19 protein-coding genes and 1 other RNA gene are annotated in these 24,553 nt (G+C 46.2%); 19 read left to right on the top strand and 1 reads right to left on the bottom strand.

From position 1 onward, the window contains the following. Positions 1 to 242 precede the first annotated feature (242 nt). The 15 genes from rnpB to lpxC all read left to right on the top strand — a co-directional run bounded on the left by rnpB (position 243) and on the right by lpxC (position 17,545). An RNA gene (rnpB, locus tag L1076_RS19220) (RNase P RNA component class A) lies at positions 243 to 671 on the top strand. A 176-nt stretch (positions 672 to 847) separates the two neighbouring features. After that, positions 848 to 1,798 carry a 16S rRNA (cytosine(1402)-N(4))-methyltransferase RsmH gene (gene rsmH, locus L1076_RS19215; RefSeq protein WP_038866252.1) on the top strand — a complete coding sequence of 317 codons (951 nt, stop codon included), beginning with the start codon at positions 848 to 850 and terminating at the stop codon, positions 1,796 to 1,798. Between the two features lie 5 nt (positions 1,799 to 1,803). Continuing rightward, a complete protein-coding gene (gene ftsL, locus L1076_RS19210) occupies positions 1,804 to 2,121 on the top strand; it encodes a cell division protein FtsL (protein ID WP_038866253.1) in 318 nt (105 codons plus the stop codon). Then, on the top strand, positions 2,118 to 3,929 hold the full coding sequence (locus tag L1076_RS19205; RefSeq protein WP_096030829.1) for a penicillin-binding transpeptidase domain-containing protein: 1,812 nt from the start codon (positions 2,118 to 2,120) through the stop codon (positions 3,927 to 3,929). The genes ftsL and L1076_RS19205 overlap by 4 nt, the downstream gene beginning before the upstream one ends. A 60-nt stretch (positions 3,930 to 3,989) precedes the next feature. Continuing rightward, positions 3,990 to 5,471 (top strand): UDP-N-acetylmuramoyl-L-alanyl-D-glutamate--2,6-diaminopimelate ligase, encoded by a 1,482-nt coding sequence (murE, locus tag L1076_RS19200; protein WP_054756197.1) that lies wholly within the window; start codon positions 3,990 to 3,992, stop codon positions 5,469 to 5,471. Further along, positions 5,468 to 6,832 (top strand): UDP-N-acetylmuramoyl-tripeptide--D-alanyl-D-alanine ligase, encoded by a 1,365-nt coding sequence (gene murF, locus L1076_RS19195; RefSeq protein WP_054756195.1) that lies wholly within the window; start codon positions 5,468 to 5,470, stop codon positions 6,830 to 6,832. The genes murE and murF overlap by 4 nt, the downstream gene beginning before the upstream one ends. Further along, positions 6,832 to 7,914 (top strand): phospho-N-acetylmuramoyl-pentapeptide-transferase, encoded by a 1,083-nt coding sequence (gene mraY / locus L1076_RS19190; protein WP_038866256.1) that lies wholly within the window; start codon positions 6,832 to 6,834, stop codon positions 7,912 to 7,914. Before murF ends, mraY begins: the two co-directional genes overlap by 1 nt. Positions 7,915 to 7,953: 39 nt before the next feature. Beyond that, a complete protein-coding gene (gene murD, locus L1076_RS19185) occupies positions 7,954 to 9,267 on the top strand; it encodes a UDP-N-acetylmuramoyl-L-alanine--D-glutamate ligase (RefSeq protein ID WP_237304293.1) in 1,314 nt (437 codons plus the stop codon). 18 nt (positions 9,268 to 9,285) lie between these two features. After that, entirely contained in the window at positions 9,286 to 10,482 is a 1,197-nt protein-coding gene (gene ftsW / locus L1076_RS19180; protein WP_038866261.1) for a cell division protein FtsW, read from the top strand. Then, positions 10,469 to 11,536 carry an undecaprenyldiphospho-muramoylpentapeptide beta-N-acetylglucosaminyltransferase gene (murG, locus tag L1076_RS19175; RefSeq protein ID WP_039974732.1) on the top strand — a complete coding sequence of 356 codons (1,068 nt, stop codon included), beginning with the start codon at positions 10,469 to 10,471 and terminating at the stop codon, positions 11,534 to 11,536. Before ftsW ends, murG begins: the two co-directional genes overlap by 14 nt. A 22-nt stretch (positions 11,537 to 11,558) precedes the next feature. Continuing rightward, the gene (gene murC / locus L1076_RS19170; RefSeq protein WP_038866265.1) at positions 11,559 to 13,016 is read left to right on the top strand and encodes a UDP-N-acetylmuramate--L-alanine ligase; all 1,458 of its coding nucleotides are present in this window, start codon (positions 11,559 to 11,561) and stop codon (positions 13,014 to 13,016) included. Positions 13,017 to 13,207: 191 nt separating this feature from the next. Beyond that, positions 13,208 to 13,993, top strand: coding sequence for a cell division protein FtsQ/DivIB (locus L1076_RS19165; protein WP_038866267.1), 786 nt, complete (start codon positions 13,208 to 13,210; stop codon positions 13,991 to 13,993). Beyond that, positions 13,986 to 15,248: a cell division protein FtsA gene (gene ftsA, locus L1076_RS19160; RefSeq protein ID WP_038866269.1), complete on the top strand. Its 1,263-nt coding sequence runs from the start codon at positions 13,986 to 13,988 to the stop codon at positions 15,246 to 15,248. The genes L1076_RS19165 and ftsA overlap by 8 nt, the downstream gene beginning before the upstream one ends. A 30-nt stretch (positions 15,249 to 15,278) precedes the next feature. Next, the gene (gene ftsZ, locus L1076_RS19155) at positions 15,279 to 16,526 is read left to right on the top strand and encodes a cell division protein FtsZ (protein ID WP_038866270.1); all 1,248 of its coding nucleotides are present in this window, start codon (positions 15,279 to 15,281) and stop codon (positions 16,524 to 16,526) included. A gap of 101 nt (positions 16,527 to 16,627) precedes the next feature. Further along, a complete protein-coding gene (lpxC, locus tag L1076_RS19150; RefSeq protein ID WP_038878223.1) occupies positions 16,628 to 17,545 on the top strand; it encodes a UDP-3-O-acyl-N-acetylglucosamine deacetylase in 918 nt (305 codons plus the stop codon). 103 nt (positions 17,546 to 17,648) lie between these two features. Here the strand turns inward: lpxC and L1076_RS19145 are convergent, their stop codons facing one another. Further along, positions 17,649 to 18,107: a DciA family protein gene (locus tag L1076_RS19145; RefSeq protein ID WP_054756193.1), complete on the bottom strand. Its 459-nt coding sequence runs from the start codon at positions 18,105 to 18,107 to the stop codon at positions 17,649 to 17,651. A gap of 420 nt (positions 18,108 to 18,527) precedes the next feature. Here L1076_RS19145 and secA point away from each other — a divergent pair, with 420 nt between their 5' ends. The 4 genes from secA to carA all read left to right on the top strand — a co-directional run bounded on the left by secA (position 18,528) and on the right by carA (position 24,538). Next, complete coding sequence (gene secA / locus L1076_RS19140) at positions 18,528 to 21,257, top strand: preprotein translocase subunit SecA (protein ID WP_237304292.1); 2,730 nt, start codon at positions 18,528 to 18,530, stop codon at positions 21,255 to 21,257. Positions 21,258 to 21,595: 338 nt separating this feature from the next. Continuing rightward, positions 21,596 to 21,994 carry an 8-oxo-dGTP diphosphatase MutT gene (gene mutT / locus L1076_RS19135; protein WP_054756191.1) on the top strand — a complete coding sequence of 133 codons (399 nt, stop codon included), beginning with the start codon at positions 21,596 to 21,598 and terminating at the stop codon, positions 21,992 to 21,994. Between the two features lie 113 nt (positions 21,995 to 22,107). Continuing rightward, the gene (dapB, locus tag L1076_RS19130) at positions 22,108 to 22,917 is read left to right on the top strand and encodes a 4-hydroxy-tetrahydrodipicolinate reductase (protein ID WP_038866282.1); all 810 of its coding nucleotides are present in this window, start codon (positions 22,108 to 22,110) and stop codon (positions 22,915 to 22,917) included. Between the two features lie 481 nt (positions 22,918 to 23,398). Then, complete coding sequence (carA, locus tag L1076_RS19125; protein ID WP_038866284.1) at positions 23,399 to 24,538, top strand: glutamine-hydrolyzing carbamoyl-phosphate synthase small subunit; 1,140 nt, start codon at positions 23,399 to 23,401, stop codon at positions 24,536 to 24,538. The last annotated feature ends 15 nt before the right edge of the window (positions 24,539 to 24,553 follow it).

Raw genomic sequence — 24,553 nt, 5'->3', positions numbered from 1 at the left:
ATAGACAGGGGTAAGAAGTGCGTTGTTAATGTAACTGTGCATTTATTTTCCCACTTTAACTTTCAAGGCCATCTTTCGGAGCATCATGAGCTCGAGTTCCAAACCTTAGTGCTCCATTTTTCTTTCTCTCGGAGCGAAGCGTTTCCATTCGCTGCTGTCTTTTTGAGCACTTAACCCGCCGTTTTCAGCAATTCTGTGATCTCACTAGACTCTGAGTAGATAACTCTATACAATCCGCCCTCGGAGCTGACTGGGTAGTCGCTGCTTTGTTGATGTCCTTCGGGAGACTGACGTTGAGGTCCCTTTGGGAGACTGACGTTGACGTCCTTCGGGAGACTGACAAAGGGGAGGAAAGTCCGGGCTTCATAGAGCAAGGTGCCAGGTAACGCCTGGGGGGCGCAAGCCTACGACAAGTGCAGCAGAGAGAAGACCGCCGATGGCCTTAGGGCACAGGTAAGGGTGAAAGGGTGCGGTAAGAGCGCACCGGACGACTAGTAATAGTTCGTAGCAGGGTAAACTCCACCTGAAGCAAGACCAAATAGGCCTCCACATTGCGTTGCTCGCGTAAGGAGGCGGGTAGGTTGCTCGAGCCAGTGAGTGATTGCTGGCCTAGACGAATGGCTACCGCCGCGCAAGCGGAACAGAACCCGGCTTATGTGTCGGCTCCACCTATTCGAGACCCATCACTACTTCGGTAGTGATGGGTTTTTTGCATTTTATTGACGCAAACTATGTCATTACCAATAAACTTGGCGCTGAATCACGTCTAACTTTAGACTTGAGGTGGCGATGATGTGGGAAATCAGTACACTAAAGAATCGCTTCAAGATCATTCAACGAGAAAGCTATGACCGAAACATTTCAACATATCTCAGTGTTATTAAATGAATCCATTGATGGCTTGGCTATCAAACCCGATGGTATCTATATCGATGGAACATTTGGCCGTGGCGGTCACAGCCGAACTATCTTGTCGAAATTAGGCGAAAACGGCCGCTTGTACAGCATCGATCGCGACCCTCAAGCGATTGCTGAAGCAGGCAAAATTGACGATCCTCGTTTTACTATCATCCATGGCCCATTTTCAGGCATGGCGCAGTATGCAGAAGAGTACGATCTTGTGGGTAAAGTCGATGGTGTATTACTAGACCTTGGCGTTTCTTCTCCACAGCTTGATGATGCTGAACGTGGCTTTAGCTTTATGAAAGATGGCCCGTTAGATATGCGTATGGACCCGACTTCTGGCGTTCCAGTTTCACAATGGTTGATGGAAGCTGATCTTGATGATATCACTTGGGTGATTCGTGAGTTTGGTGAAGACAAACATGCACGTCGCATTGCCAAAGCTATCGTGGCATACCGCGAAGACGAAGAAAACGAGCCGATGGTTCGCACTGGTCAGCTAGCGAAGCTGATTTCGGACGCCGCACCAAAGAGCTTCAAAGAGAAAAAACACCCAGCAACCCGTGCTTTTCAGGCTTTTCGCATTTACATCAACAGTGAATTAGAAGAAATTGATACTGCACTAAAAGGCGCGGCAAGCATTTTGGCTCCAGAAGGTCGCCTATCGGTCATCAGCTTCCATTCGTTGGAAGACCGCATGGTGAAACGCTTTATCCGTAAAGAGAGCAAAGGCCCAGAAGTGCCACATGGCATCCCAATGACGGAAGAACAAATCCGAGCATTGGGCAGTGCAAACATGAAAGCGGTGAGCAAGGCGATTAAGCCAACGAAGCAAGAAATCGAACTCAACCCTCGCTCTCGTAGTTCAGTACTAAGAATTGCAGAAAAGCTTTAATTATTATGACGAAAACCACTCCTAATCTTGCTAAGTTGATTGCGACGGATTTAATTTCCGTTGGTCGCTGGTCGTTATTGTTGATGATTTTAATATTCTCATCGGCAATGGGAGTGGTCTTTGCCACCCATCATGCGCGTCAAGCGATCACTGAAAAAGATCATACATTGGTTGAGCGAGAGCGATTGGATAGCGAATGGCGCAACCTAATGTTGGAAGAAACAGCCCTCGCGGAACACAGTCGCGTTCAAGACTTGGCAAAGAAGGATCTTGAAATGAAACGACCAGATGGCGATAAAGAAGTGGTTATCACGCTAAAATGATTGGAAAGAAAGCCAAATCGAAACAAGGAAATTCGCGCAAGCCAGCAGCCAAAGAAAAGAAAGTGGTTGCTGCAAAGTCGCAACCCACCAAAGAAGCAAAAGAACCTCAAGAAACAGACGTTGTTGAACCCGAATCCTTTTTGATTCGCTGGCGCTTTCAGTTACTGCTGTTTTTCGTCTTTTGTGCATTTGCCCTACTCGTTGGGCGCGTTGCCTACATTCAAATCATCGAGCCTGATAACCTTATCAAGCAAGGTGACCTTCGTTCAGTCCGTGTTAAAGCCATTCCTTCTGCGCGCGGTATCATCTCTGATCGTAATGGCGAACCTCTTGCCGTTAGTGTTCCTGTTGAGGCTGTATGGGCCGATCCAAAAACCATCTTCAAAGAGGGCGCGCTACAGCAAACCAAAAGTTGGTATGCATTAGCTGACGTTCTTGGTTTGGACCGACAAGGTCTGATCAATAAGATCAAGAAAAATGAAAAGCGTCGCTTTATCTACCTTCAGCGTCAGGTAAGCCCTGCGATGGCTAACTACATTCGTGAACTCAAACTACCCGGTGTAGGCTTGAAATCTGAATCTCGTCGTTACTATCCTGCAGGTGAGGTTAGTGCTCACTTAGTCGGTGTTACGGGGATTGATGGTCATGGTCTAGAAGGTGTAGAGCGAAGCTATGATGAATGGTTAACTGGTGCTGCAGGCAAGAAAACCATTCGTAAAGACCGCTATGGCCGTGTTGTTGAGAATATTGCTCTTGAAGAGAAACAAGAAGGTAAACCGCTACAACTGACTATTGATCAGCGAATTCAAGCTGTTGCTTATCGCGCAATTAAACAAGCGGTTGCTGACCATCGCGCAACATCTGGTTCTGTAGTGGTGCTTGATGTAAAAACGGGCGCTGTGTTGGCGATGGTGAACGCGCCATCTTATAACCCAAATAATCGTAGCGATTGGCAAAGTTACAAAATGCGTAACCGAGTAATCACCGACTCTTTAGAGCCGGGCTCTACAATTAAGCCATTCGTTGTTTTAGCCGCCTTAGAAAATGAGGTCGCAGATAAAGACACCATCGTCGATACTGGAAACGGTATTCTTCAATTGGGTGGCAGCCGTGTTCGTGATGCACCAAAGGTAGGAAAAGCGAGCTTAACGACCATCTTGAAGAAATCGAGTAATATCGGTGTGACCAAGTTAGCTATGCGTATGCCAGTAGAAGCATTGCTTGGTTTATACAGTTCTGTTGGTTTGGGAGAACTTTCTGGCTTGAACTTAGTCGGTGAAGTTGTGGGTATTTTCCCGAGTCGCTCGCGTTGGTCGCCAATTGAACGTGCCACCATCGCCTTTGGTTACGGTTTATCGGTGACCCCAATTCAGTTAGCGCATGCTTACGCAACCTTGGGTAACTTAGGTAAATATGAGCCGATTCATATTATCGAAAGTAACGACAACGATATGGCTCGCCAAGTTGTTAGTCAAAAAAATGCACGCCTTGTACTCGATATGCTGGAAACGGTAACGCAAAAAGGCGGTTCAGCCCGTCGTGCTGCGGTTCCGGGCTATCGAGTTGGCGCCAAAACGGGTACGGCTCGAAAAGCAACCGCTGGTGGCTATAGTGATGAGTACATCAACTACACGGCCGGTGTTGCTCCTGTGAGCGATCCAAGACTTGCATTGGTTGTTGTAGTTAATGAACCGCAAGGTGATGACTACTATGGCGGTTCAGTTGCTTCGCCAGTCTTTTCTGAAATCATGAAAGGCGCGCTGCAAATTCTGAATGTTGCCCCTGACGAAAACAAATTCCAACAGTAGGCTTCGATGTTTACTGAGAAACAAAATCTAGAAAGCTGAGCTAAAGCTCGGAGAACAAATATGACCAAAGCCATCAGTATGGACGCGCTGCTTTCCAATTGGGTTGATTGCCCAAGTTTGTCGTCCGTTCTTGTCTCTGAACTGGAACTCGATAGTAGACGAGTTCAGTCCGGCACTACTTTTGTTGCCATCATTGGCCATGCTGTCGATGGACGTGATTTTATCGCGAAGGCCATCCAGCAAGGTGCTAACGCGGCGATCGCTCAAGCCTGTGAGCGAAAAGCACACGGTACGATTGAGATTGTTGATAATGTTCCAGTGATTTACCTCGATGCACTGGATAAGTGCCTTTCTCAAATCGCAGGTCAGTTCTACCATTATCCCAATATGGAGCTGATTGGTGTCACTGGCACCAACGGCAAAACTACCATCACTCAGCTTATCGCCCAATGGATTGATTTGGTCGGTTCCAAAGCGGCGGTAATGGGGACAACAGGGAATGGCTTTCTAGATGATCTGCAAGAAGCCGCAAACACCACAGGCAACGCAGTTGAAATCCAAAAGACCCTATCCTCGCTCGCCGAGCAAAAAGCACATTACACTGCGCTTGAAGTTTCCTCTCATGGTCTGATTCAAGGTCGTGTTAAAGCATTGTCTTTTACCGCTGGTGTGTTCACCAATCTGAGCCGTGATCACTTGGATTATCATGGCACGATGGAAGAGTATGCAAAGGCGAAGCTGATGCTGTTTACCACTCACCAATGCGAGCATGCGATCATCAATGTCGATGATACAGTGGGAGCTGCGTGGGCGAAGCAATTATCGAATGCCATAGCTGTTTCACTCAAGCCGAATTCAGAATTCCTACAATCCGTATTTGCTACTGACATTGTTTACGCAGAGTCAGGCATTACGATTGAGTTTGATGGCAAGTTTGGTGAAGGAATACTTCATGCGCCGCTGATTGGCGAGTTCAATGCAGCAAACCTGATGTTGGCATTCACAACGTTACTTAGTCTCGGTTTTAGCAAGCAAGATTTGCTGGCAACGGCAGGCCAATTGCAACCCGTACTTGGTCGTATGGAACTTTTCCAAGCTGACGACAAGGCAAAAGTCGTGGTGGATTACGCCCACACGCCTGACGCGCTAGAAAAAGCGCTGCAAGCATTGCGTGTACATTGCCAGGGGGAGCTTTGGGCTATTTTCGGCTGTGGTGGTGACCGTGATGCTGGTAAGCGCCCAATGATGGCGGAAATCGCTGAGCGTTTGGGTGACAAGATAGTGCTTACCGATGATAACCCTCGCAGTGAAGACCCTGTGCTGATCATGAAAGACATGCTGGCCGGCCTAATAAAACCTGCTGAGGCGATTGTGCAGCATGACCGTTTTAAAGCGCTGTCTTACGCACTGGAACATGCTTCTCCGCAAGACATTATCCTTCTGGCAGGTAAAGGTCATGAGGACTACCAAATTCTAAACTCTGGAACCATCCATTACTCTGACCGCGAGTCAGCCATGACGCTATTGGGGCTTTCATCATGATCACAGTAACGCTTTCTCAAGTCGCGGATATGACTGGCGGTGAACTGGTTGGCAATGACCTATCTATTGAATCTGTTTCTACCGACACTCGAGCGATCGAACAGGGTGCTCTTTTTGTTGCTTTGGTTGGAGAGCGTTTTGATGCTCACGATTTCTGCCAACAAGCGGTGGAGTCAGGGGCGGGGGCACTGTTAGTGCAAAAGCAACTTAATGTGAATGTCCCTCAAGTTGTTGTTACCGATACTAAGATAGCGTTAGGTGAAGTCGCATCTTGGGTACACAATTCGTGTCAAACACCGACAGTGGCGATTACGGGCAGTTGTGGCAAAACTACAGTAAAAGAGATGGTTGCAAGTATCCTGCAGTTGAAAGGCAAAGTGCTGTTTACCGCGGGCAACTTCAACAATGACATTGGTGTTCCGCTTACGTTATTGAGATCGCAACAAGACGATGATTACGCTGTGATTGAGCTTGGGGCCAACCATATTGGTGAGATCGAATACACGACTCAACTGGTTCATCCTAACATTGCGTTAGTCAACAACGTAGCCGCCGCTCACTTAGAGGGATTCGGTTCGATTGATGGCGTAAAACAGGCTAAAGGCGAGATTTATCAGGGATTGCCTGCGGGCGGTGTTGCGATTGTGAACCTCGATAGCAATGGTGGTGAGAAGTGGGACCATGTTCTTGCCGATAAGCAAGTCATCACATTTTCTCAAACGAACACAGATGCTGACTTTTATGCAACAAATGTTGTAATGAACGCCGCCGGCGAAGCAAGCTTTAACCTACATCTCGCAATAGACTCACAAGAAATTGAACTGTCTCTGGGTATTATAGGTCAACACAACGTTGCGAACGCGATTGCGGCTTCTATCATTGCGTTACAAATGGGCGCGACGTTAGAAGAAGTTCGTGATGGCCTTAAACATTTAAATAAAGTGAAAGGTCGAGTCGAAGTTGAGGAACTCAGCGATAAAATCAAGCTAATTGATGACAGCTATAACGCGAGTGTTCCAGCGATGAAGGCCGCGGTGGACTTGCTTAGTGCATTCCAAGGTGAGCGTTGGTTGATTTTAGGCAATATGGCGGAGTTGGGTGAGGAAAGTCTTGCACTTCATCGTCAAGTCGGGGAACATGCTGCCCCACAAAAATTTGAACACGTTCTCACGTATGGTGCAGACACGAAGGTCATTAGCGAACTTTGTGATGGCATCCATTTCGAGACACATCCAGAGATGATTGACTACATCAAGCAGCATCTAGACCAAACCGCACCTCAACACCATACAATGTTGGTGAAAGGAGCGAACGGTGCTCGTATGTTTGAAGTCGCTGCTGCTTTGAAGGAGTATTATTAATGATTATTTGGCTTGCCGAGCTGCTACAGCCATACCTGTCTTTTTTCCGATTGTTTGAATACCTGTCGTTTCGAGCAATCCTTAGTGTACTTACTGCTTTAGGTCTGTCTTTATGGATGGGGCCTATCATGATCAAGCGTCTACAGATGCTACAAATTGGTCAGGTTGTCCGTAACGAAGGTCCAGAGTCTCACTTTAGCAAGCGTGGTACCCCTACAATGGGGGGGATCATGATTTTGGCTGCTATTTCAATCACTATTCTTTTATGGACTGATTTATCGAACCCATACGTGTGGGCGGTGCTGACGGTACTGCTTGGTTATGGGGCGATTGGTTTTGTTGATGACTATCGTAAAGTCGTTCGTAAGAATACCGACGGCCTGATTGCTCGTTGGAAGTACTTTTGGCAGTCGCTGATTGCATTTGTTGTGGCGTTTGCGCTGTACGCTTACGGCAAAGATACCGCAGCTACTCAACTTGTTGTGCCATTCTTTAAAGACATCATGCCGCAACTTGGCTTGATGTACATTATCCTCACTTACTTCGTTATTGTGGGTACTAGTAATGCGGTAAACCTAACCGATGGCCTAGACGGCTTGGCTATCATGCCTACGGTTCTGGTTGCGGCTGGCTTTGCTGTGATTGCTTGGGCAACAGGTAACATTAACTTCTCTGAATACCTTCATATTCCATACCTCCCACACGCTTCTGAGCTGGTTGTCGTTTGTACTGCAATCGTTGGTGCGGGCCTTGGTTTCTTGTGGTTCAACACTTACCCAGCACAAGTATTCATGGGCGATGTTGGTTCACTTGCTCTAGGTGGCGCTCTTGGTACTATCGCTGTACTGGTTCGTCAAGAGTTGGTACTGGTGATCATGGGGGGTGTGTTTGTAATGGAAACGCTATCGGTAATTCTACAGGTCGGTTCTTATAAACTACGTGGTCAGCGTATTTTCCGTATGGCACCGATTCACCATCACTACGAATTAAAAGGTTGGCCAGAGCCCCGCGTAATCGTGCGCTTCTGGATTATTTCTATGGTTCTTGTTCTGATTGGTCTAGCGACTCTGAAAGTGCGTTAATCGCACTTTCCAAGAACAAGACAAATTGCGTGATCAAATATGGAACGTTGGCAAAACATACATAAGGTCGTCGTCGTAGGGCTCGGTATTACCGGGCTCTCTGTCGTTAAACACCTCACAAAAACTCAACCGCAACTGACGATCAAAGTCATTGATACGCGCACTAACCCTCCGGGGGCTGAGCGTTTGTCAGAGCAGGTAGAACTCCACAGCGGTGGTTGGAATACCGAATGGCTTGCAGAAGCTGACTTAGTCGTGACTAACCCAGGCATCGCCTTAGCGACACCAGAAATACAATCGGTTCTTGCGAAAGGAAAGCCAGTTGTTGGTGATATCGAGCTCTTCGCGTGGGCAGTCGATAAACCTGTTATTGCGATTACCGGTTCTAATGGTAAAAGCACGGTAACAGACCTAACAGGCGTGTTAGCAAAAGCTGCCGGGTTAACGGTCGGTGTTGGTGGCAATATCGGGGTTCCTGCTCTCGATTTGCTAGAGCAAGACGCAGATTTGTATGTACTTGAACTATCTAGCTTCCAACTAGAAACCACATCAAGCTTGAAGCTTAAAGCGGCTGCGTTTCTAAACCTTTCGGAAGATCACATGGATCGTTATGAGGGCATGGCGGACTACCGACAAGCTAAACTGCGCATTTTTGATAACGCGGAGCTGGCAGTAGTTAACCGTGATGACCAAGAAACTTTTCCTGATACTGATACGCCGTTGGTGACGTTTGGTAGTGATGAGCAGGCTTACGGACTTGAAGTTGACGGTAACCGTACTTGGCTGCTTGATCATGGTCAGCGCGTGATTGCCAGTGATGAATTGAAGTTGGTTGGTAAGCACAATCTGGCTAACGCTCTCGTCGTACTTGCTCTGCTTAAAGCGGCGGATGTGGATTATCACAAATCCTTGAATGCACTGAAAACTTACACTGGTTTGACACATCGATGCCAAGTGGTTGCGGATAATCATGGTGTAAAATGGGTGAATGACTCCAAAGCAACTAATATTGCGAGCACTATGGCTGCGCTTTCTGGCTTAGAATCAATGGGTAAATTGTATTTGTTGGTTGGTGGTGTTGGTAAAGGCGCAGATTTCACAGCATTAAAGCCGATCTTAGCGACGCTTAACTTGCAGCTTTGCTGCTTTGGCAAAGATGGCGATGATTTTATGCCACTGCATGAATCCGCAACTCGTTTCGACACCATGGAAGATGTGATTCAACAGATATCTTCGCAGTTAAATACGGGCGATATGGTGATGCTATCTCCGGCATGTGCTAGCTTTGATCAATTCGACAACTTTATGGCAAGGGGTGACGCATTTGCGGCTCTTGCTGAGAAATATGCATAATTAAAGGTCACACACTTCGTGGGTTTAGGTAACGTTAAACGCAGCATTGGCACTTGGCTTAAGCATCCTGCTCCAGAGGCGCTCTTTGACCGTCAACTCGTATGGATTGCACTGGGTTTGATGTTAACCGGTTTGGTGATGGTGACATCAGCATCATTTCCAATCAGCTCACGTCTGACGGATCAGCCATTTCATTTTATGTTCCGTCATGCCACTTTCTTGGTGCTGGCGATTGGTGTGTCTGCCGTCATTCTTCAAATCCCACTAGAACAATGGTTTAAGCGAAGCCATTACTTATTGTGGATCTCGTTTGGTTTACTCATCATCGTATTATTGGCTGGTAAGTCGGTAAACGGTGCATCGCGTTGGATCCCGCTGGGACTGTTTAACTTGCAACCGGCCGAAGTCGCGAAGCTCTCGCTATTTGTCTTCATGTCCGGTTATCTGGTGCGTAAGCAAGACGAAGTTCGCCAAACCTTCTTTGGCGGTTTCATGAAGCCCATCATGGTGTTTGCCTTCTTCGCCGTGTTGCTTCTAGGGCAGCCCGATCTAGGTACCGTGGTTGTAATGCTGGTGACACTGTTTGGCATGCTGTTCATTGCTGGAGCCAAGCTGACTCAGTTTTTAGCGCTCATGATTGCTGGTATTGCTGCCGTGGTTGGCTTGATTTTGGTCGAGCCATACCGTATTCGTCGTGTTACCTCATTTCTCGACCCTTGGGAAGACCCATTTGGTAGCGGCTATCAGTTGACTCAATCTCTCATGGCGTTTGGTCGTGGTGAATGGTTTGGGCAAGGCTTAGGCAACTCGATTCAAAAACTGGAATATCTTCCAGAAGCGCACACCGACTTCGTGTTTGCGGTACTGGCTGAAGAGCTGGGTTTTGTTGGCGTCGTGTTAGTGCTAATGCTGATTTTCAGTTTGGTGCTAAAAGCAGTTTATATCGGCAAACGTGCTTTTGAAGAAGGCGAAATGTTTGGCGGTTACCTCGCATTTGGTATTGGTATTTGGTTTGCTTTCCAAACGCTGGTTAATGTTGGCGCAGCGGCCGGTATCGTTCCAACCAAAGGTCTTACTCTGCCGCTGATCAGTTATGGTGGTTCGAGTTTAATCATTATGTCTGTAGCGGTGTCTATATTGCTGCGTATCGATCATGAATGCCGTTTGAAGCACGGCCAGAAAGAACTAGAAAAACAAATTGATGAAGAAAAATAAACGTTTGATGGTGATGGCTGGTGGTACTGGCGGTCACGTGTTCCCAGGTTTAGCGGTTGCAAAACAACTGCAGGAGCAAGGCTGGGAGATCCGCTGGTTAGGTACTGCGGATAGAATGGAGGCGGATTTAGTGCCGAAACATGGCATTGAAATCGACTTTATCAAAGTAAAAGGTCTACGAGGTCAAGGCGTTAAGCGTCTTCTTGTGGCACCATTTCAGATTATTAATGCCATCAAGCAGGCTCGTGCTCACATGAAACGCTGGCAGCCAGATGCCGTGCTTGGTATGGGTGGTTACGTGAGTGGCCCTGGTGGTATTGCTGCTTGGATGAGTGGTATTCCTGTTGTCCTGCATGAACAAAATGCTGTCGCGGGTTTAACTAACCAGTGGCTGTCGAAAATTGCCAAAAAGGTATTTCAAGCCTTTCCTGGTGCTTTTCCAAAAGCAGAAGTTGTTGGCAACCCAGTTCGTGAAGACGTGACTCAATTAGAAGCGCCAACTGAGCGGATGCAAGAGCGACAAGGTCCGATTCGGATTTTGGTGATGGGGGGAAGCCAAGGCGCACGAATTCTTAACCAAACTCTGCCAGAAGTGATGGCTAAATTGGGCGAAGATTACTGTATTCGTCATCAAGCGGGTAAAGGTGCTGCTGAAGAAGTGAATACAGCGTACCAAGCCAATGGTGTTGTGAATGCAGAAGTAACCGAATTCATCGACGATGTAGCAAATGCTTATGCATGGGCTGACCTTTTGGTTTGTCGTTCAGGTGCACTTACTGTTTCTGAAGTTTCAGCTGCCGGTGTTGGTGCCATTTTTGTGCCGTTTATGCATAAAGACCGCCAGCAAGCATTGAATGCAGACCACTTGGTGGATTGCGGTGCGGCTAAGATGATTGAACAACCAGATTTAACCGTTGAGTCATTGACTCAACAGATCCAACAATTGGATCGACAAGCTTTACTTACAATGGCTGAGCAAGCACGCAGTGCAGCAAAGTTAGATGCGGATAAAACAGTCGCACAAGCCATTGTCGCTTTGACCGAAAAGCGTTAACGAATTATTGAGAATAGAATTGATGACAATCCAACATACACAAGACTTAGCTCAGATTCGCGCAATGGTGCCAGAGATGCGCCGCGTGAAATCCATCCACTTCATCGGTATTGGTGGTGCGGGCATGAGCGGCATTGCAGAAGTGCTGTTGAACGAAGGCTACCAAATCACGGGTTCTGATTTATCAGAGAACCCAGTGACGGAGCGTTTAGTATCAAAAGGTGCAACCGTGTTTATCGGTCACCAAGCCAGCAATGTGGAAAAAGCCAGTGTGGTTGTGGTTTCAACAGCAATCAACGAAGAAAACCCAGAAGTCATCGCGGCTCGCGAATTACGTATTCCAATTGTACGCCGTGCAGAGATGCTTGCCGAGCTAATGCGATTCCGTCATGGTATTGCCGTTGCAGGCACGCACGGTAAAACGACGACGACTGCGTTAGTGACACAAATCTATTCTGAAGCAGGTTTAGATCCAACGTTTGTTAACGGTGGTCTAGTTAAGAGTGCTGGCACTAACGCGCGTCTAGGTTCTAGCCGAATTTTGATTGCAGAAGCGGACGAGAGTGATGCGTCATTTCTGCATCTACAACCTATGGTGAGCATCGTCACGAACATCGAAGCAGACCATATGGATACGTACGGCGGCGATTTTGAAACTTTGAAGCAAACCTTCATCGACTTCCTTCATAATTTACCGTTTTACGGTCAAGCGATCGTGTGTATAGATGATCCTGTGATTCGCGAGCTGATTCCACGTATTAGCCGCCAAGTGATCACTTACGGTTTTTCTGAAGATGCCGATGTACGTATCGAGAACTACCACCAAGAAGGCCAGCAAGGCAAGTTCACCGTGGTTCGTGAAGGGCGTGCGAATCTGGATATCACACTAAATATCCCAGGTCGCCATAATGCACTCAATGCGTCAGCCGCGATTGCCGTAGCGACAGAAGACGACATCACTGATGAAGCTATCTTAAAAGCAATGGCGGGAACCCAAGGTACAGGTCGTCGTTTTGATCATTTAGGCGAGTTTGATACTGGAAACGGCCATGCAATGCTTGTTGATGACTACGGTCACCACCCAACAGAAGTGGATGTAACGATCAATGCAGCGCGCGCCGGTTGGCAAGACAAGCGTCTTGTTATGATCTTCCAGCCACATCGTTACAGTCGAACTCGTGACCTTTACGATGATTTTGCTAACGTGCTGGAGCAAGTTGATGTACTGATCATGCTCGATGTCTATGCGGCGGGTGAAAAACCGATCGCTGGCGCTGATGGTCGTGCTTTATGCCGAACGATTCGTAGTCGTGGGAAGGTAGATCCAATTTTTGTGCCTGAAATAGAGCAATTACCGTCAGTTTTAGCTAACGTTATACAAGACGGCGACCTGATCTTAACTCAAGGTGCCGGTGATGTTGGTAAAGTCGCTAAGCAATTGGCAACGCTTGAGTTGAACATAAATAATATGCTCGGGTAATCACGAAAATTGACGCAAAGCACAGAGAAAGACATAGATCTCGATTTTGCGTCAAGATCGTTGTGATTTATCGCTATCAGTGTTTGATAGTTTACAAGAGCTCAGTATAATCCCAAGGTTAAAGTCAATACTTTTGCCGATGTGTACTCACACGGTGAAAAGTACAAGACAAAAGTCAGGAAACAAAGACGTTGTTGAATATTGCACTGAATGAAGAGCGACTTAACACGGAGACTAACCGTGGTCGCCAAGAGAAAATCTTGGGTGTGCTATTTTTCGTTGTCGTCGTGACCTTAATCAGTTCTGTTTTGTACTCAGCGATCAGTTGGATGTGGGATGACCAAAGGTTACCTCTCTCCAAAATCGTGCTTCAAGGAAAACTGGAGTACGTCACCGCAGACGATGTTCAAGCAGCGTTTAGCAAGATTGATCATATCGGCACGTTTATGTCGCAAGACATCGATGTGTTGCAGCAAAGTGTTGAAGCCTTACCTTGGGTCGCGCATGCCGCGATCCGTAAGCAATGGCCAGACACGGTAAAAGTATTTTTGACAGAACATCGCCCTGTCGCCATCTGGAATGGCATCGAGCTGTTAGATAACAACGGTTTGGTATTTGAAGGCGATGTCGGCCTGCTAAAGGAAGAGAAAGTTAAGTTATATGGACCCAATGCAACTGGGCCGGAAGTCTTGCAAACCTACCGCGAACTCCGACCTAAGTTCCAACAATTGGGTTTGGCTATATCGTCTCTGGTTTTAAATGAGCGACGAGCTTGGCAAATCATCCTTGATAACGGTATTCGACTAGAGCTTGGTAAAGAGTCTCTGGATGAGCGAATAGAGCGCTTTTTCTCGCTTTATAACAAGCTTGGCAGTGACACTCAAAGAATCAGTTATATCGATCTTCGATACGATACGGGAGCCGCGGTTGGTTGGTTTCCTGAACATGAGTTAGAACAAGAGAGTACAGATGACTAAGGCCGCTGATGACAACATTATTGTTGGTCTGGATATAGGCACTGCAACCGTATCAGCTCTAGTGGGCGAGATTCTACCTGATGGCCAAATAAATATTATTGGTGCTGGTAGCAGCCCCTCACGTGGCATGGATAAAGGCGGCGTGAATGATTTGGAGTCGGTTGTAAAATCAGTACAACGCGCAATTGATCAAGCTGAGCTAATGGCGGAATGCCAAATCAGCCGAGTATTCATTTCGTTGTCTGGTAAACATATCGCAAGCCGAATTGAAAAAGGCATGGGCACGATTTCTGATGAAGAAGTGTCTCAAGAAGATATGGATCGTGCTATCCATACAGCCAAATCGATTAAAATCGGTGATGAACAACGAATCCTTCATGTGATTCCACAAGAGTTCACCATCGACTACCAAGAGGGCATCAAAAACCCACTTGGTTTATCTGGAGTGAGAATGGAAGTAAGCGTCCATTTGATCTCATGCCATAATGATATGGCACGCAATATTATTAAGGCCGTAGAACGTTGTGGTCTTAAGGTAGAGCAACTTGTGTTTTCTGGGCTTGCTGCGAGTAATGCAGTAATTACCGAGGACGAAAGAGAGCTTGGGGTTTGTGTGGTGGATATCGGTGCCGGCACGATGGATGTTTCTATCTGGACCGGTGGTGCGTTGCGTCACACAGAAGTATTTTCTTACGCAGGAAATGCGGTAACTAGCGATATTGCTTTTGCTTTTGGTACGCCAGTGAGCGATGCTGAAGAAATCAAAGTCAAATATGGCTGCGCCTTGAGTGAACTGGTCAGTAAGGATGACACGGTTAACGTCCCAAGCGTAGGTGGTCGACCTTCACGTAGTCTGCAACGTCAGACTTTGTCAGAAGTCATTGAACCACGCTACTCTGAGCTGATGGGATTAGTTAACCAAACTATCGACTCTGTACAAGCGAAATTGCGCGAAGAAGGCATTAAACACCATCTTGCTGCGGGTGTAGTTCTCACCGGCGGTGCTGCGCAAATCGAAGGAGTGGTAGAATGTGCGGAACGCGTATTCCGCAACCAAGTAAGGGTCGGCAAACCGCTCGAAGTCAGCGGATTAACTGACTATGTAAAAGAGCCGTACCATTCTACGGCAGTTGGATTACTTCATTACGCGAGAGACATGCAGTCTAGCGACGATAGCGATTATAATGAACCTAAGCGCTCATCTGTTACTGGCTTCTTCGGTAAATTGCGTAATTGGATACAAAAAGAGTTTTAACCTGAGTTGCAGGATAAACGGAGACAACACATGTTTGAACCGATGATGGAAATGTCTGACGATGCAGTAATCAAGGTCGTTGGAGTTGGTGGCGGCGGTGGTAACGCTGTTGAACACATGGTGCGTGAATCCATCGAAGGTGTGGAATTCATCAGCGTCAACACTGATGCGCAAGCACTTCGTAAGACAAGCGTTGGCAATGTTATTCAGATCGGTGGTGATATCACTAAAGGTCTGGGGGCAGGTGCGAATCCACAGGTTGGCCGTGAGGCAGCTCTCGAAGACAGAGATAGACTTAAAGATTCCCTAACTGGTGCCGATATGGTGTTTATCGCAGCAGGTATGGGTGGTGGTACAGGTACTGGTGCAGCTCCTGTTATCGCAGAAGTCGCTAAAGAGCTTGGCATTCTGACTGTTGCGGTAGTAACAAAACCGTTCAGCTTTGAAGGCAAAAAGCGTTTGGCATTTGCAGAGCAAGGTATCGATGAGCTTTCTAAGCATGTTGATTCTTTGATTACGATTCCAAACGAAAAGCTACTTAAAGTACTTGGTCGTGGTGTTACGCTACTTGAAGCATTTGCGAGTGCGAACGACGTTCTTAAAAACGCTGTTCAAGGTATCGCAGAGCTAATCACTCGTCCTGGCATGATCAACGTCGACTTTGCAGACGTACGTACTGTGATGTCAGAAATGGGTCATGCAATGATGGGTAGCGGCATCGCGAAAGGCGAAGACCGTGCTGAAGAAGCGGCAGAGATGGCAATTTCTAGCCCACTTCTAGAAGATATCGATCTAGCGGGTGCTCGTGGTGTTCTTGTTAACATTACGGCTGGTCTGGACATGCGTCTTGATGAGTTTGAGACCGTAGGTAACACAGTGAAAGCATTTGCTTCTGACAATGCAACAGTGGTTATCGGTACATCTCTAGATCCTGATATGACGGATGAAATCCGCGTAACTGTTGTTGCAACAGGTATTGGTAATGAGAAGAAACCAGATATCACGCTAGTTGCGGGTGGCAAAGCGAAAGTGGCTCCGACTCAGGCAGCTCCTCAAGCTCAACCACAGCAGCAAACTGCGGCACCGCAAGCTGAAGAGAAACCGGCACAAACTTTGCAGACTTCACCAGTGCAAGAGAAGCCACAGGTAACTCCTCAGCCGACAAATACCGTTTCTTCTCCAGCTTCTTCTGCAAGCCAAAGTTCGGCGGCACCGAAGCAAGAGAAAGAAAGTGGTTACTTAGATATTCCGGCATTTTTGCGTCGTCAGGCTGATTAATCTTTAACCCGTAAATTTGACATAGCTCAAAATTATGGTAGCATTCACGGTCGACGTTACAGACGGCCGTGTTTTGTAGCATATTTTAGAGAGGCAAGCAGATGATCAGACAACGTACTCTGAAAGAAATAGTGAAAACAACTGGTGTGGGTCTCCACTCTGGTCGTAAAGTCACACTTACTCTGCGCCCAGCTGCTGCAAACACAGGTATCATTTACCGTCGTACCGATGTAAATCCACCTGTAGATTTTCCAGCTGATCCGGCATCTGTACGTGACACTATGCTTTGTACGGCATTAGTGAACGACGAAGGTATTCGTATTTCAACTGTTGAACACTTGAATGCGGCACTCGCTGGTATGGGTATTGACAACATCGTAGTTGAAGTTGACGCACCTGAAATCCCTATTATGGATGGCAGTGCAAGCCCATTCGTATACTTGCTACAACAAGCAGGTATCGAGATGCAAAATGTACCTAAGCGCTTTATTCGTATTAAAAAACCAGTTCGTTTTGAAGATGGCGATAAGTGGGCAGAATTTGTGCCATTTAACGGCTTCCGCATGGACTTCGAGATTGACTTCAACCACCCTGCGATTGAATCAGACGAGCAGCGCCTTATGTTTGATTTCTCTTCTCAAGGTTTCGTTCGCGAAATTTCTCGTGCACGTACGTTTGGTTTTATGCGTGACATCGAATACCTGCAATCTCAGAACCTTGTTCTAGGTGGTAGCTTTGATAATGCGATTGTTTTGGATGACTACCGTATTCTTAATGAAGAAGGTCTTCGTTTTGAAAACGAGTTTGTGACTCACAAAGTGTTGGATGCCATTGGTGACCTTTACATGTGTGGTCATGCAATTATTGGTGAATTCCGCGCTTATAAATCAGGTCACGGTCTGAATAACCAACTTCTGCGTGCTGTTCTTGCTGATCAAGAAGCATGGGAATGGACAACATTCGAAGAAGAAGTCGGTTCACCAGTTGCATTTGCAGAACCAAACATGGTGCTTGCGTAATCAACGCTGACGCAAAATAGATTAAAAAAACCAGGCCGCCGCCTGGTTTTTTACTATCTGAGCTTTGAACAGTGAGGTCACTGTTCTTTCTTCGCTCTACCTATCACTTGTCTTTCTTCTTTTCTGCCATTTCCACAAGACGTTTTAAACGCTCTTGAATCTTTGGTGGCGCCATATCTGCGATGATCATTAATGAATTTGCTGCAGCTTCAGTAAGAGGTGGACGCTTTGGTCTGTCATCGTGCTCGAAACGATTCCGGTATAGTGATGGGTTGATTCGAACTTCCACACTCATCAGCTTTGCATAGCCTTGAGTTCGAAGCTTATTTAGGATCATTAAACGATCGTAATCGATCTTCATCTTTAGTGAAGCGCTGGCCACATCAATGAGCAAATGACCGTTACGTACGTTAGCCACTCGGCAATGATCTGCCGTACCCTTAGGTAGGATCTCTTGCAGCGCCTGATTAAGTTGCAGGATGTCTCCCGCATGTTCTTGTATCTTTTTGAACTGGGATTCGGCAATAAGATCGTCTGTTGAGGTAGGGCGATGATCACGCATAGGTAAAATCTAATTTTGTTGAGATATGGGTATTCTAGAGCAGCTTTCTGCTTAGGTATAGTTTACATTATGGCCTTTATCTTCAGCTCGCCCATAAATTTTTGATATAGCATGGCGAGACGGATTGTTTTGATAATGCCGATTGAGCAGCGATATGTATGTGTAATACTGGCGAATCCGTCATCAGTTTGGTTAAAAACTTACGAGTGCTTCAAACAAATACGTCTATTTATGGTTGTATCGATGAAAAATCCTTACACTAAGCCACATTGATTCAAAATTAAGCCTTGAAATATGGACGTTTGAACTCAATATCTTTGATAAATGATTTATCTCAGTATTCTTAGTTCTAAACTGGCAGAGACTGAAGGCATTACGAGTAGATCGGGAACGGTCTGATAAAAGAGAGATTCACGAAAAATGATAGCTAAGCTACTGACAAAAGTTATTGGCAGTCGCAACGACCGAACACTGCGCCGCCTTAGAAAAATTGTAAAAGAGATCAATAACTACGAACCAACGTTCGAAGCACTGTCTGATGAAGAGCTAAAAGCAAAGACTGTTGAGTTCCGTGAGCGCCTAGAGCAAGGCGAAACTCTTGATAAGCTACTTCCAGAAGCATTTGCTACGGTTCGTGAAGCATCTAAGCGTGTTTACGGTATGCGCCACTTCGACGTGCAGCTTATTGGTGGTATGGTCCTTAACGGTGGCCAAATTGCTGAAATGCGTACTGGTGAAGGTAAAACTTTAACGGCGACTCTTCCTGCTTACCTAAACGCACTTCCTGGTAAAGGTGTCCATGTTGTAACGGTGAACGATTACCTAGCAACACGTGACGCGGAAACAAACCGTCCACTATTCGAGTTCCTTGGTATGACTGTTGGCATCAACGTGCCAAACATGCCTCCTCAAGCTAAGAAAGAAGCTTACGAAGCCGATATCCTTTACGGCACAAACAACGAGTTTGGGTTTGACTACCTTCGTGACAACATGGCTTTCCGCAATGAAGACCGTGTTCAACGTGAACGCTTCTTCGCTGTTGTCGATGAGGTGGATTCAATCCTAATCGATGAAGCTCGTACTCCTTTGATCATTTCTGGTCCAGCAGAAGACAGCTCGGATCTATACACTCGCATCAACTTGCTTATCCCACAGCTTCAGAAACAAGATAAAGAAGATTCTGAAGAGTACCGCGGTGACGGCCACTACACTGTGGATGAGAAGTCTAAACAAGTTCACTTAACCGAAACGGGCCAAGAGTTCGTTGAAGAGCTGATGGTTAAGAACGGTTTGATGGAAGAGGGTGACACGCTTTACTCTCCAACCAACATTAGTTTATTGCACCACGTAAATGCGGCACTTCGTGCGCACGTATTGTTTGAACTGAACGTAGACTACATTGTAAACGATGACGGTGAAGTGGTTATCGTTGATGAACACACTGGCCGTACAATGCCAGGTCGTCGTTGGTCTGAAGGTCTTCACCAAGCGGTTGAAGCGAAAGAAGGCGTTAAGATTCAAAACGAAAACCAAACGCTGGCTTCTATTACTTTCCAGAACTACTTCCGTCTATACGAAAAACTGTCGGGTATGACAGGTACAGCAGATACAGAAGCGTTCGAATTCCAATCGATTTACGGTCTTGAAACGGTGGTTATTCCAACCAACAAACCAATGATCCGTAATGATATGCCAGATGTGGTCTACCGTACTGAAGCAGAAAAATTTGCTGCAATCATCGAAGACATCAAAGAGCGTGTAGAAAAAGGTCAACCATCTCTAGTAGGTACGGTTTCTATCGAGAAATCAGAGCTTCTTTCTAATGCACTTAAGAAAGCGAAGATCAAACACAACGTATTGAACGCAAAATTCCACGAACGCGAAGCTGAGATTGTTGCGGAAGCTGGTACGCCAGGTGCGGTAACAATCGCAACCAACATGGCAGGTCGTGGTACCGATATCGTATTGGGTGGTAGCTGGCAGGCAAAAGTTGAAACGCTGCAAGATCCAACCAAAGAACAAATTGATGCGATTAAAGCTGAGTGGAAACAGGTTCACGATCAAGTACTAGATGCGGGTGGTCTGCACATCATTGGTACGGAACGTCACGAATCTCGTCGTATCGATAACCAGCTACGTGGTCGTTCTGGTCGTCAAGGTGATGCGGGTTCTTCTCGTTTCTACCTATCAATGGAAGACTCACTACTTCGTATCTTTACTTCAGACCGTATGGCGAGCCTTATCCAAAGTGGTATGGAAGAAGGCGAAGCGATCGAATCGAAGATGCTGTCTCGTTCAATCGAAAAAGCACAGCGTAAAGTAGAAGGTCGTAACTTCGATATCCGTAAACAGCTTCTTGAATACGATGACGTTGCGAACGATCAACGTAAAGTGGTTTACGAATTGCGTGACGAGCTAATGAGTGTTGACGACATTAGCGATATGATCGAACAAAACCGTGAAGACGTAATCACAGCGATCATCGACGAGTACATTCCGCCACAATCTCTAGAAGACATGTGGGATGTTGAAGGCCTGCAAGAGCGTTTGAAAGCGGACTTCGATCTAGATGCTCCTATCAAAGTGTGGCTTGAGCAAGATGACAAGCTTTACGAAGAAGCATTACGTGAGAAGATCGTTAACCTAGCAGTAGAAGTTTACAAGCAAAAAGAAGAAGTGGTTGGTGCACAAGTACTACGCAACTTCGAAAAGTCGGTCATGCTTCAAACGCTAGATACGCTATGGAAAGAACACCTAGCGGCGATGGATCACTTACGCCAAGGTATTCACCTTCGCGGTTACGCACAGAAGAACCCGAAACAAGAATACAAGCGTGAGTCGTTTGAATTGTTTGAAGGTCTACTAGAAGCGCTGAAAACAGACGTAATTACAGTATTGTCACGCGTGCGTGTTCAACAACAAGAAGAAGTAGAACGCATGGAAGAGCAACGTCGTGCTCAAGCTGAGGAAGCGGCTCGCCGTGCTCAAGCTCAACACGCGGCAGCTCAAAACCCACTGACAGAAGGTGAAGAAGCAGAGGAAGGCTCTAGCCAACCAATGGTTCGTGACGAACGTAAAGTGGGCCGTAATGAGCCTTGTCCATGTGGCAGCGGTAAAAAATACAAACAGTGCCACGGTAAAATTGACTAATACAGTCAGAAGATATTAAGAAAGAGTCGCTTAGGCGGCTCTTTTTGTATTGATATACCCAAGTAACCTCGAGATGCTTGGTTCAGCGAGAATGACTTGGTTTGAAGGCGAGGCAACAATTTGAAGATCTAGTGGTTCTAAATCGAAAATTGTTAACGAAGCATGCGAACCAAGGCAACTCGCCCTTCGGGAGCGTGTCACTGAAGCAACTTCATCGTCAAACAACTTGGAAATAGCGTGCTATTCCGCTTCGTTGTTTTCCTTGAACTTGAATCAGTGACGACGCTCTGAAACTAGCATCTTGAAGTCACTTGGGTATAGATCTAGGAATGAATCTAATGAAAAGAATTCACATTGTTGCGGCGATTATCTTCAATCAAGACAGGTCGCGAATCTTCATCACTAAACGTCCGGACGATAAACACAAAGGTGGATTTTGGGAGTTTCCTGGTGGCAAAGTTGAGCAAAATGAAACAGTCGAGCAAGCGATGATTCGTGAACTTGAAGAAGAGATTGGTATCACAGTCACAGAACAAGCCTTGTTTGAGCATTTGGAATACGACTACCCAGATAAATCTTTAAAGTTTGATTTCATGACCGTTTCTCAATTCAACAATCAGCCTTATGGACGTGAAGGGCAAGAAGGGCGTTGGGTCGATATTATTGCGTTACCTAACTACGCTTTCCCAGAAGCTAATGTGCCTATTCTAGAGCGTGTAGTGAAAGAGTTTTCCTAACCTGCATCTAACTGTCTTGTGGTTAACTCGGGATATTGTTAGTTTAAAAAGATACCGCGAAACGAAAGAGAACGAGTGCAAACCTCGTTATCCAGAGAAGGAGAGAAAGCGCAATGGTTCGTATTGCAATCGCAGGAGCGGCTGGCCGTATGGGTCGCAACTTAGTAAAAGCTTCACACTTCAACTCAGAAGCCGCTGTAACGGCTGGTTCAGAGCGTCCAGAGTCTTCACTTGTTGGCGTTGATGTGGGTGAACTGTGTGGTGAAGGTAAGTTTGATGTCTTTTTGACGGATGATTTAGCAAAAGAAGTCGACAACTTTGATGTTGTTATCGATTTTACTGCTCCAGTGAGCACGCTGGCGAATCTAGAGCTATGTAAGCAACATGGTAAGTGCATTGTTATTGGAACAACGGGCTTTAGCGAAGAAGAACGTGAACTGATTGACGAGGCAGCTAAGCAGGTGCCAGTTGTCATGGCTCCAAACTACTCTGTTGGCGTGAATCTTGTTTTCAAGCTTCTTGAGAAAGCAGCGAAAGTTATGGGTGACTACTGTGATGTTGAAATCGTAGAAGCGCATCACCGCCATAAAGTGGATGCGCCATCTGGCACCGCGATTGGCATGGGGGAAGCGATAGCTGGAGCGATGGGTAACAAACTGAGTGATGTTGCTGTGTACGCACGCGAAGGCATTACCGGTGAACGTACTAAAGATGAAATTGGCTTTGCCACTATCCGTGCCGGTGACATTGTCGGCGAGCATACTGCTATGTTTGCTGATATCGGCGAGCGTGTTGAGATTACTCATAAGGCAACAGATCGTATGACCTTTGCTAATGGCGCGGTAAAAGCCGCCGTTTGGCTGCATTCGAAGCCATCAGGCTTCTATACCATGACCGATGTGCTCGGCTTGAACGAGCTTTAAATACATAATTATTCGCCGGCGTAAGCCGGCTTTTTTGTATTTAGAGGAAAGTATGTAAATAAATTGAGTCGTATCATCTGCGATTTCATCTCGAGTTATGGTGCGTTTTTGGGTGTCTTGTTGTGAAAATCAATTGAATTGCTCAAAAGTATAGGTTGTTTTTGTGTGATGAACGTTTGCGCAAAAAACTCACAAAATTTTGTGATCTGCAATAAGTTCAAATTTGTAAAATTTACAAAAAAGGCCAACTGTCGGGAATGAATAACGATAAAACTTACAATTTTAGGGCTTTTTCTGTTTAAATGCCCTTACTCGCTAGAAAGTGATAATTTATTTTTCAATGTGTGTTGACAGTTTTGAAGTCCGTCATTAGAATACCGCCAATTTGTCAAAAATACCTGTTTATGTAAGTTTTCAAGGTAAAGGAAGGCAAATTTGCAGCTTAATTTATTTTTTATGCATTTTTATTCTGGAGGTTGTCTTGGGTAAATTAGCACTGTTAGTCCTAGAAGATGGGACAGTGTTCCGCGGTGTTTCCATTGGAGCAGATGGTATTTCCGTTGGTGAAGTTGTTTTTAATACCTCGATGACGGGGTACCAAGAAATTCTCACTGATCCTTCCTATTCTCAACAAATCGTTACTCTCACTTATCCTCACATTGGCAATACCGGAACCAATTCCGAAGACGAAGAATCTTCTTCAATCCACGCACAAGGCCTTGTGATTCGCGATCTTCCTCTTATCGCTTCTAACTTCCGTAATGAACAATCCCTTTCTGATTACCTCAAGTCGCAAAATATCGTCGGCATTGCGGACATCGATACTCGTAAGCTAACTCGTATCCTACGTGAGAAAGGTGCGCAAAACGGTTGTATCGTTGCAGGTAACAACCTAGATGAAGCTTTGGCATTAGCAAAAGCAAAAGAATTCCCTGGCTTGAAAGGTATGGATCTTGCGAAAGAGGTTACAACAAAAGAAGCGTATCAATGGAAACAAGGTTCGTGGACGCTTGAAGGTGGACTTCCTGAAGCGAAAGACGACAGCGAATTGCCATATCACGTTGTTGCCTACGACTTCGGCGCAAAACGCAACATCTTGCGCATGTTGGTTGACCGAGGCTGCCGCCTAACGGTTGTTCCTGCTGAAACGTCAGCAGAAGAAGTTCTGGCTCTAAACCCAGATGGTGTCTTCCTATCAAACGGCCCTGGTGACCCAGAACCATGTACTTACGCGATTGAAGCAACAAAAACTTTCCTAGAGAAAGGTCTGCCAATCTTTGGTATCTGTCTAGGCCACCAAATCCTTGCGTTAGCATCGGGTGCACAAACAGTGAAAATGAAGTTTGGTCACCACGGCGCAAACCACCCAGTAAAAGATTTGGAACGTAATGTTGTGATGATCACTTCTCAAAACCACGGTTTTGCAGCAGATGAAGCAACGTTGCCAGAAAATCTACGTGCTACTCACGTATCGCTATTTGATGGTTCTCTACAAGGTATTCACCGTACAGACAAGCCAGCATTTAGCTTCCAAGGTCACCCAGAAGCGAGCCCAGGTCCACACGACGCGGCACCGCTATTTGACCACTTTATCGAACTAATCAAAAAACACAGCGCTTAATTCGGAGTAGTAGAT

Source organism: Vibrio sp. MMG023, assembly GCF_021654215.1.
Lineage (GTDB): Bacteria > Pseudomonadota > Gammaproteobacteria > Enterobacterales > Vibrionaceae > Vibrio > Vibrio jasicida.
Note: the sequence above shows the minus strand (reverse complement) of the source record. Positions and strands in the feature narration are given on the sequence as shown.

Excerpts from the sequence above, each read along its gene's own strand:
- rsmH (WP_038866252.1), top strand. The coding sequence starts at position 848 with ATGACCGAAACATTTCAACATATCTCAGTGTTATTAAATGAATCCATT.
- ftsL (WP_038866253.1), top strand. The coding sequence starts at position 1,804 with ATGACGAAAACCACTCCTAATCTTGCTAAGTTGATTGCGACGGATTTA.
- L1076_RS19205 (WP_096030829.1), top strand. The coding sequence starts at position 2,118 with ATGATTGGAAAGAAAGCCAAATCGAAACAAGGAAATTCGCGCAAGCCA.
- murE (WP_054756197.1), top strand. The coding sequence starts at position 3,990 with ATGACCAAAGCCATCAGTATGGACGCGCTGCTTTCCAATTGGGTTGAT.
- murF (WP_054756195.1), top strand. The coding sequence starts at position 5,468 with ATGATCACAGTAACGCTTTCTCAAGTCGCGGATATGACTGGCGGTGAA.
- mraY (WP_038866256.1), top strand. The coding sequence starts at position 6,832 with ATGATTATTTGGCTTGCCGAGCTGCTACAGCCATACCTGTCTTTTTTC.
- murD (WP_237304293.1), top strand. The coding sequence starts at position 7,954 with ATGGAACGTTGGCAAAACATACATAAGGTCGTCGTCGTAGGGCTCGGT.
- murG (WP_039974732.1), top strand. The coding sequence starts at position 10,469 with ATGAAGAAAAATAAACGTTTGATGGTGATGGCTGGTGGTACTGGCGGT.
- murC (WP_038866265.1), top strand. The coding sequence starts at position 11,559 with ATGACAATCCAACATACACAAGACTTAGCTCAGATTCGCGCAATGGTG.
- ftsA (WP_038866269.1), top strand. The coding sequence starts at position 13,986 with ATGACTAAGGCCGCTGATGACAACATTATTGTTGGTCTGGATATAGGC.
- ftsZ (WP_038866270.1), top strand. The coding sequence starts at position 15,279 with ATGTTTGAACCGATGATGGAAATGTCTGACGATGCAGTAATCAAGGTC.
- lpxC (WP_038878223.1), top strand. The coding sequence starts at position 16,628 with ATGATCAGACAACGTACTCTGAAAGAAATAGTGAAAACAACTGGTGTG.
- L1076_RS19145 (WP_054756193.1), bottom strand. The coding sequence starts at position 18,107 with ATGCGTGATCATCGCCCTACCTCAACAGACGATCTTATTGCCGAATCC.
- secA (WP_237304292.1), top strand. The coding sequence starts at position 18,528 with ATGATAGCTAAGCTACTGACAAAAGTTATTGGCAGTCGCAACGACCGA.
- mutT (WP_054756191.1), top strand. The coding sequence starts at position 21,596 with ATGAAAAGAATTCACATTGTTGCGGCGATTATCTTCAATCAAGACAGG.
- dapB (WP_038866282.1), top strand. The coding sequence starts at position 22,108 with ATGGTTCGTATTGCAATCGCAGGAGCGGCTGGCCGTATGGGTCGCAAC.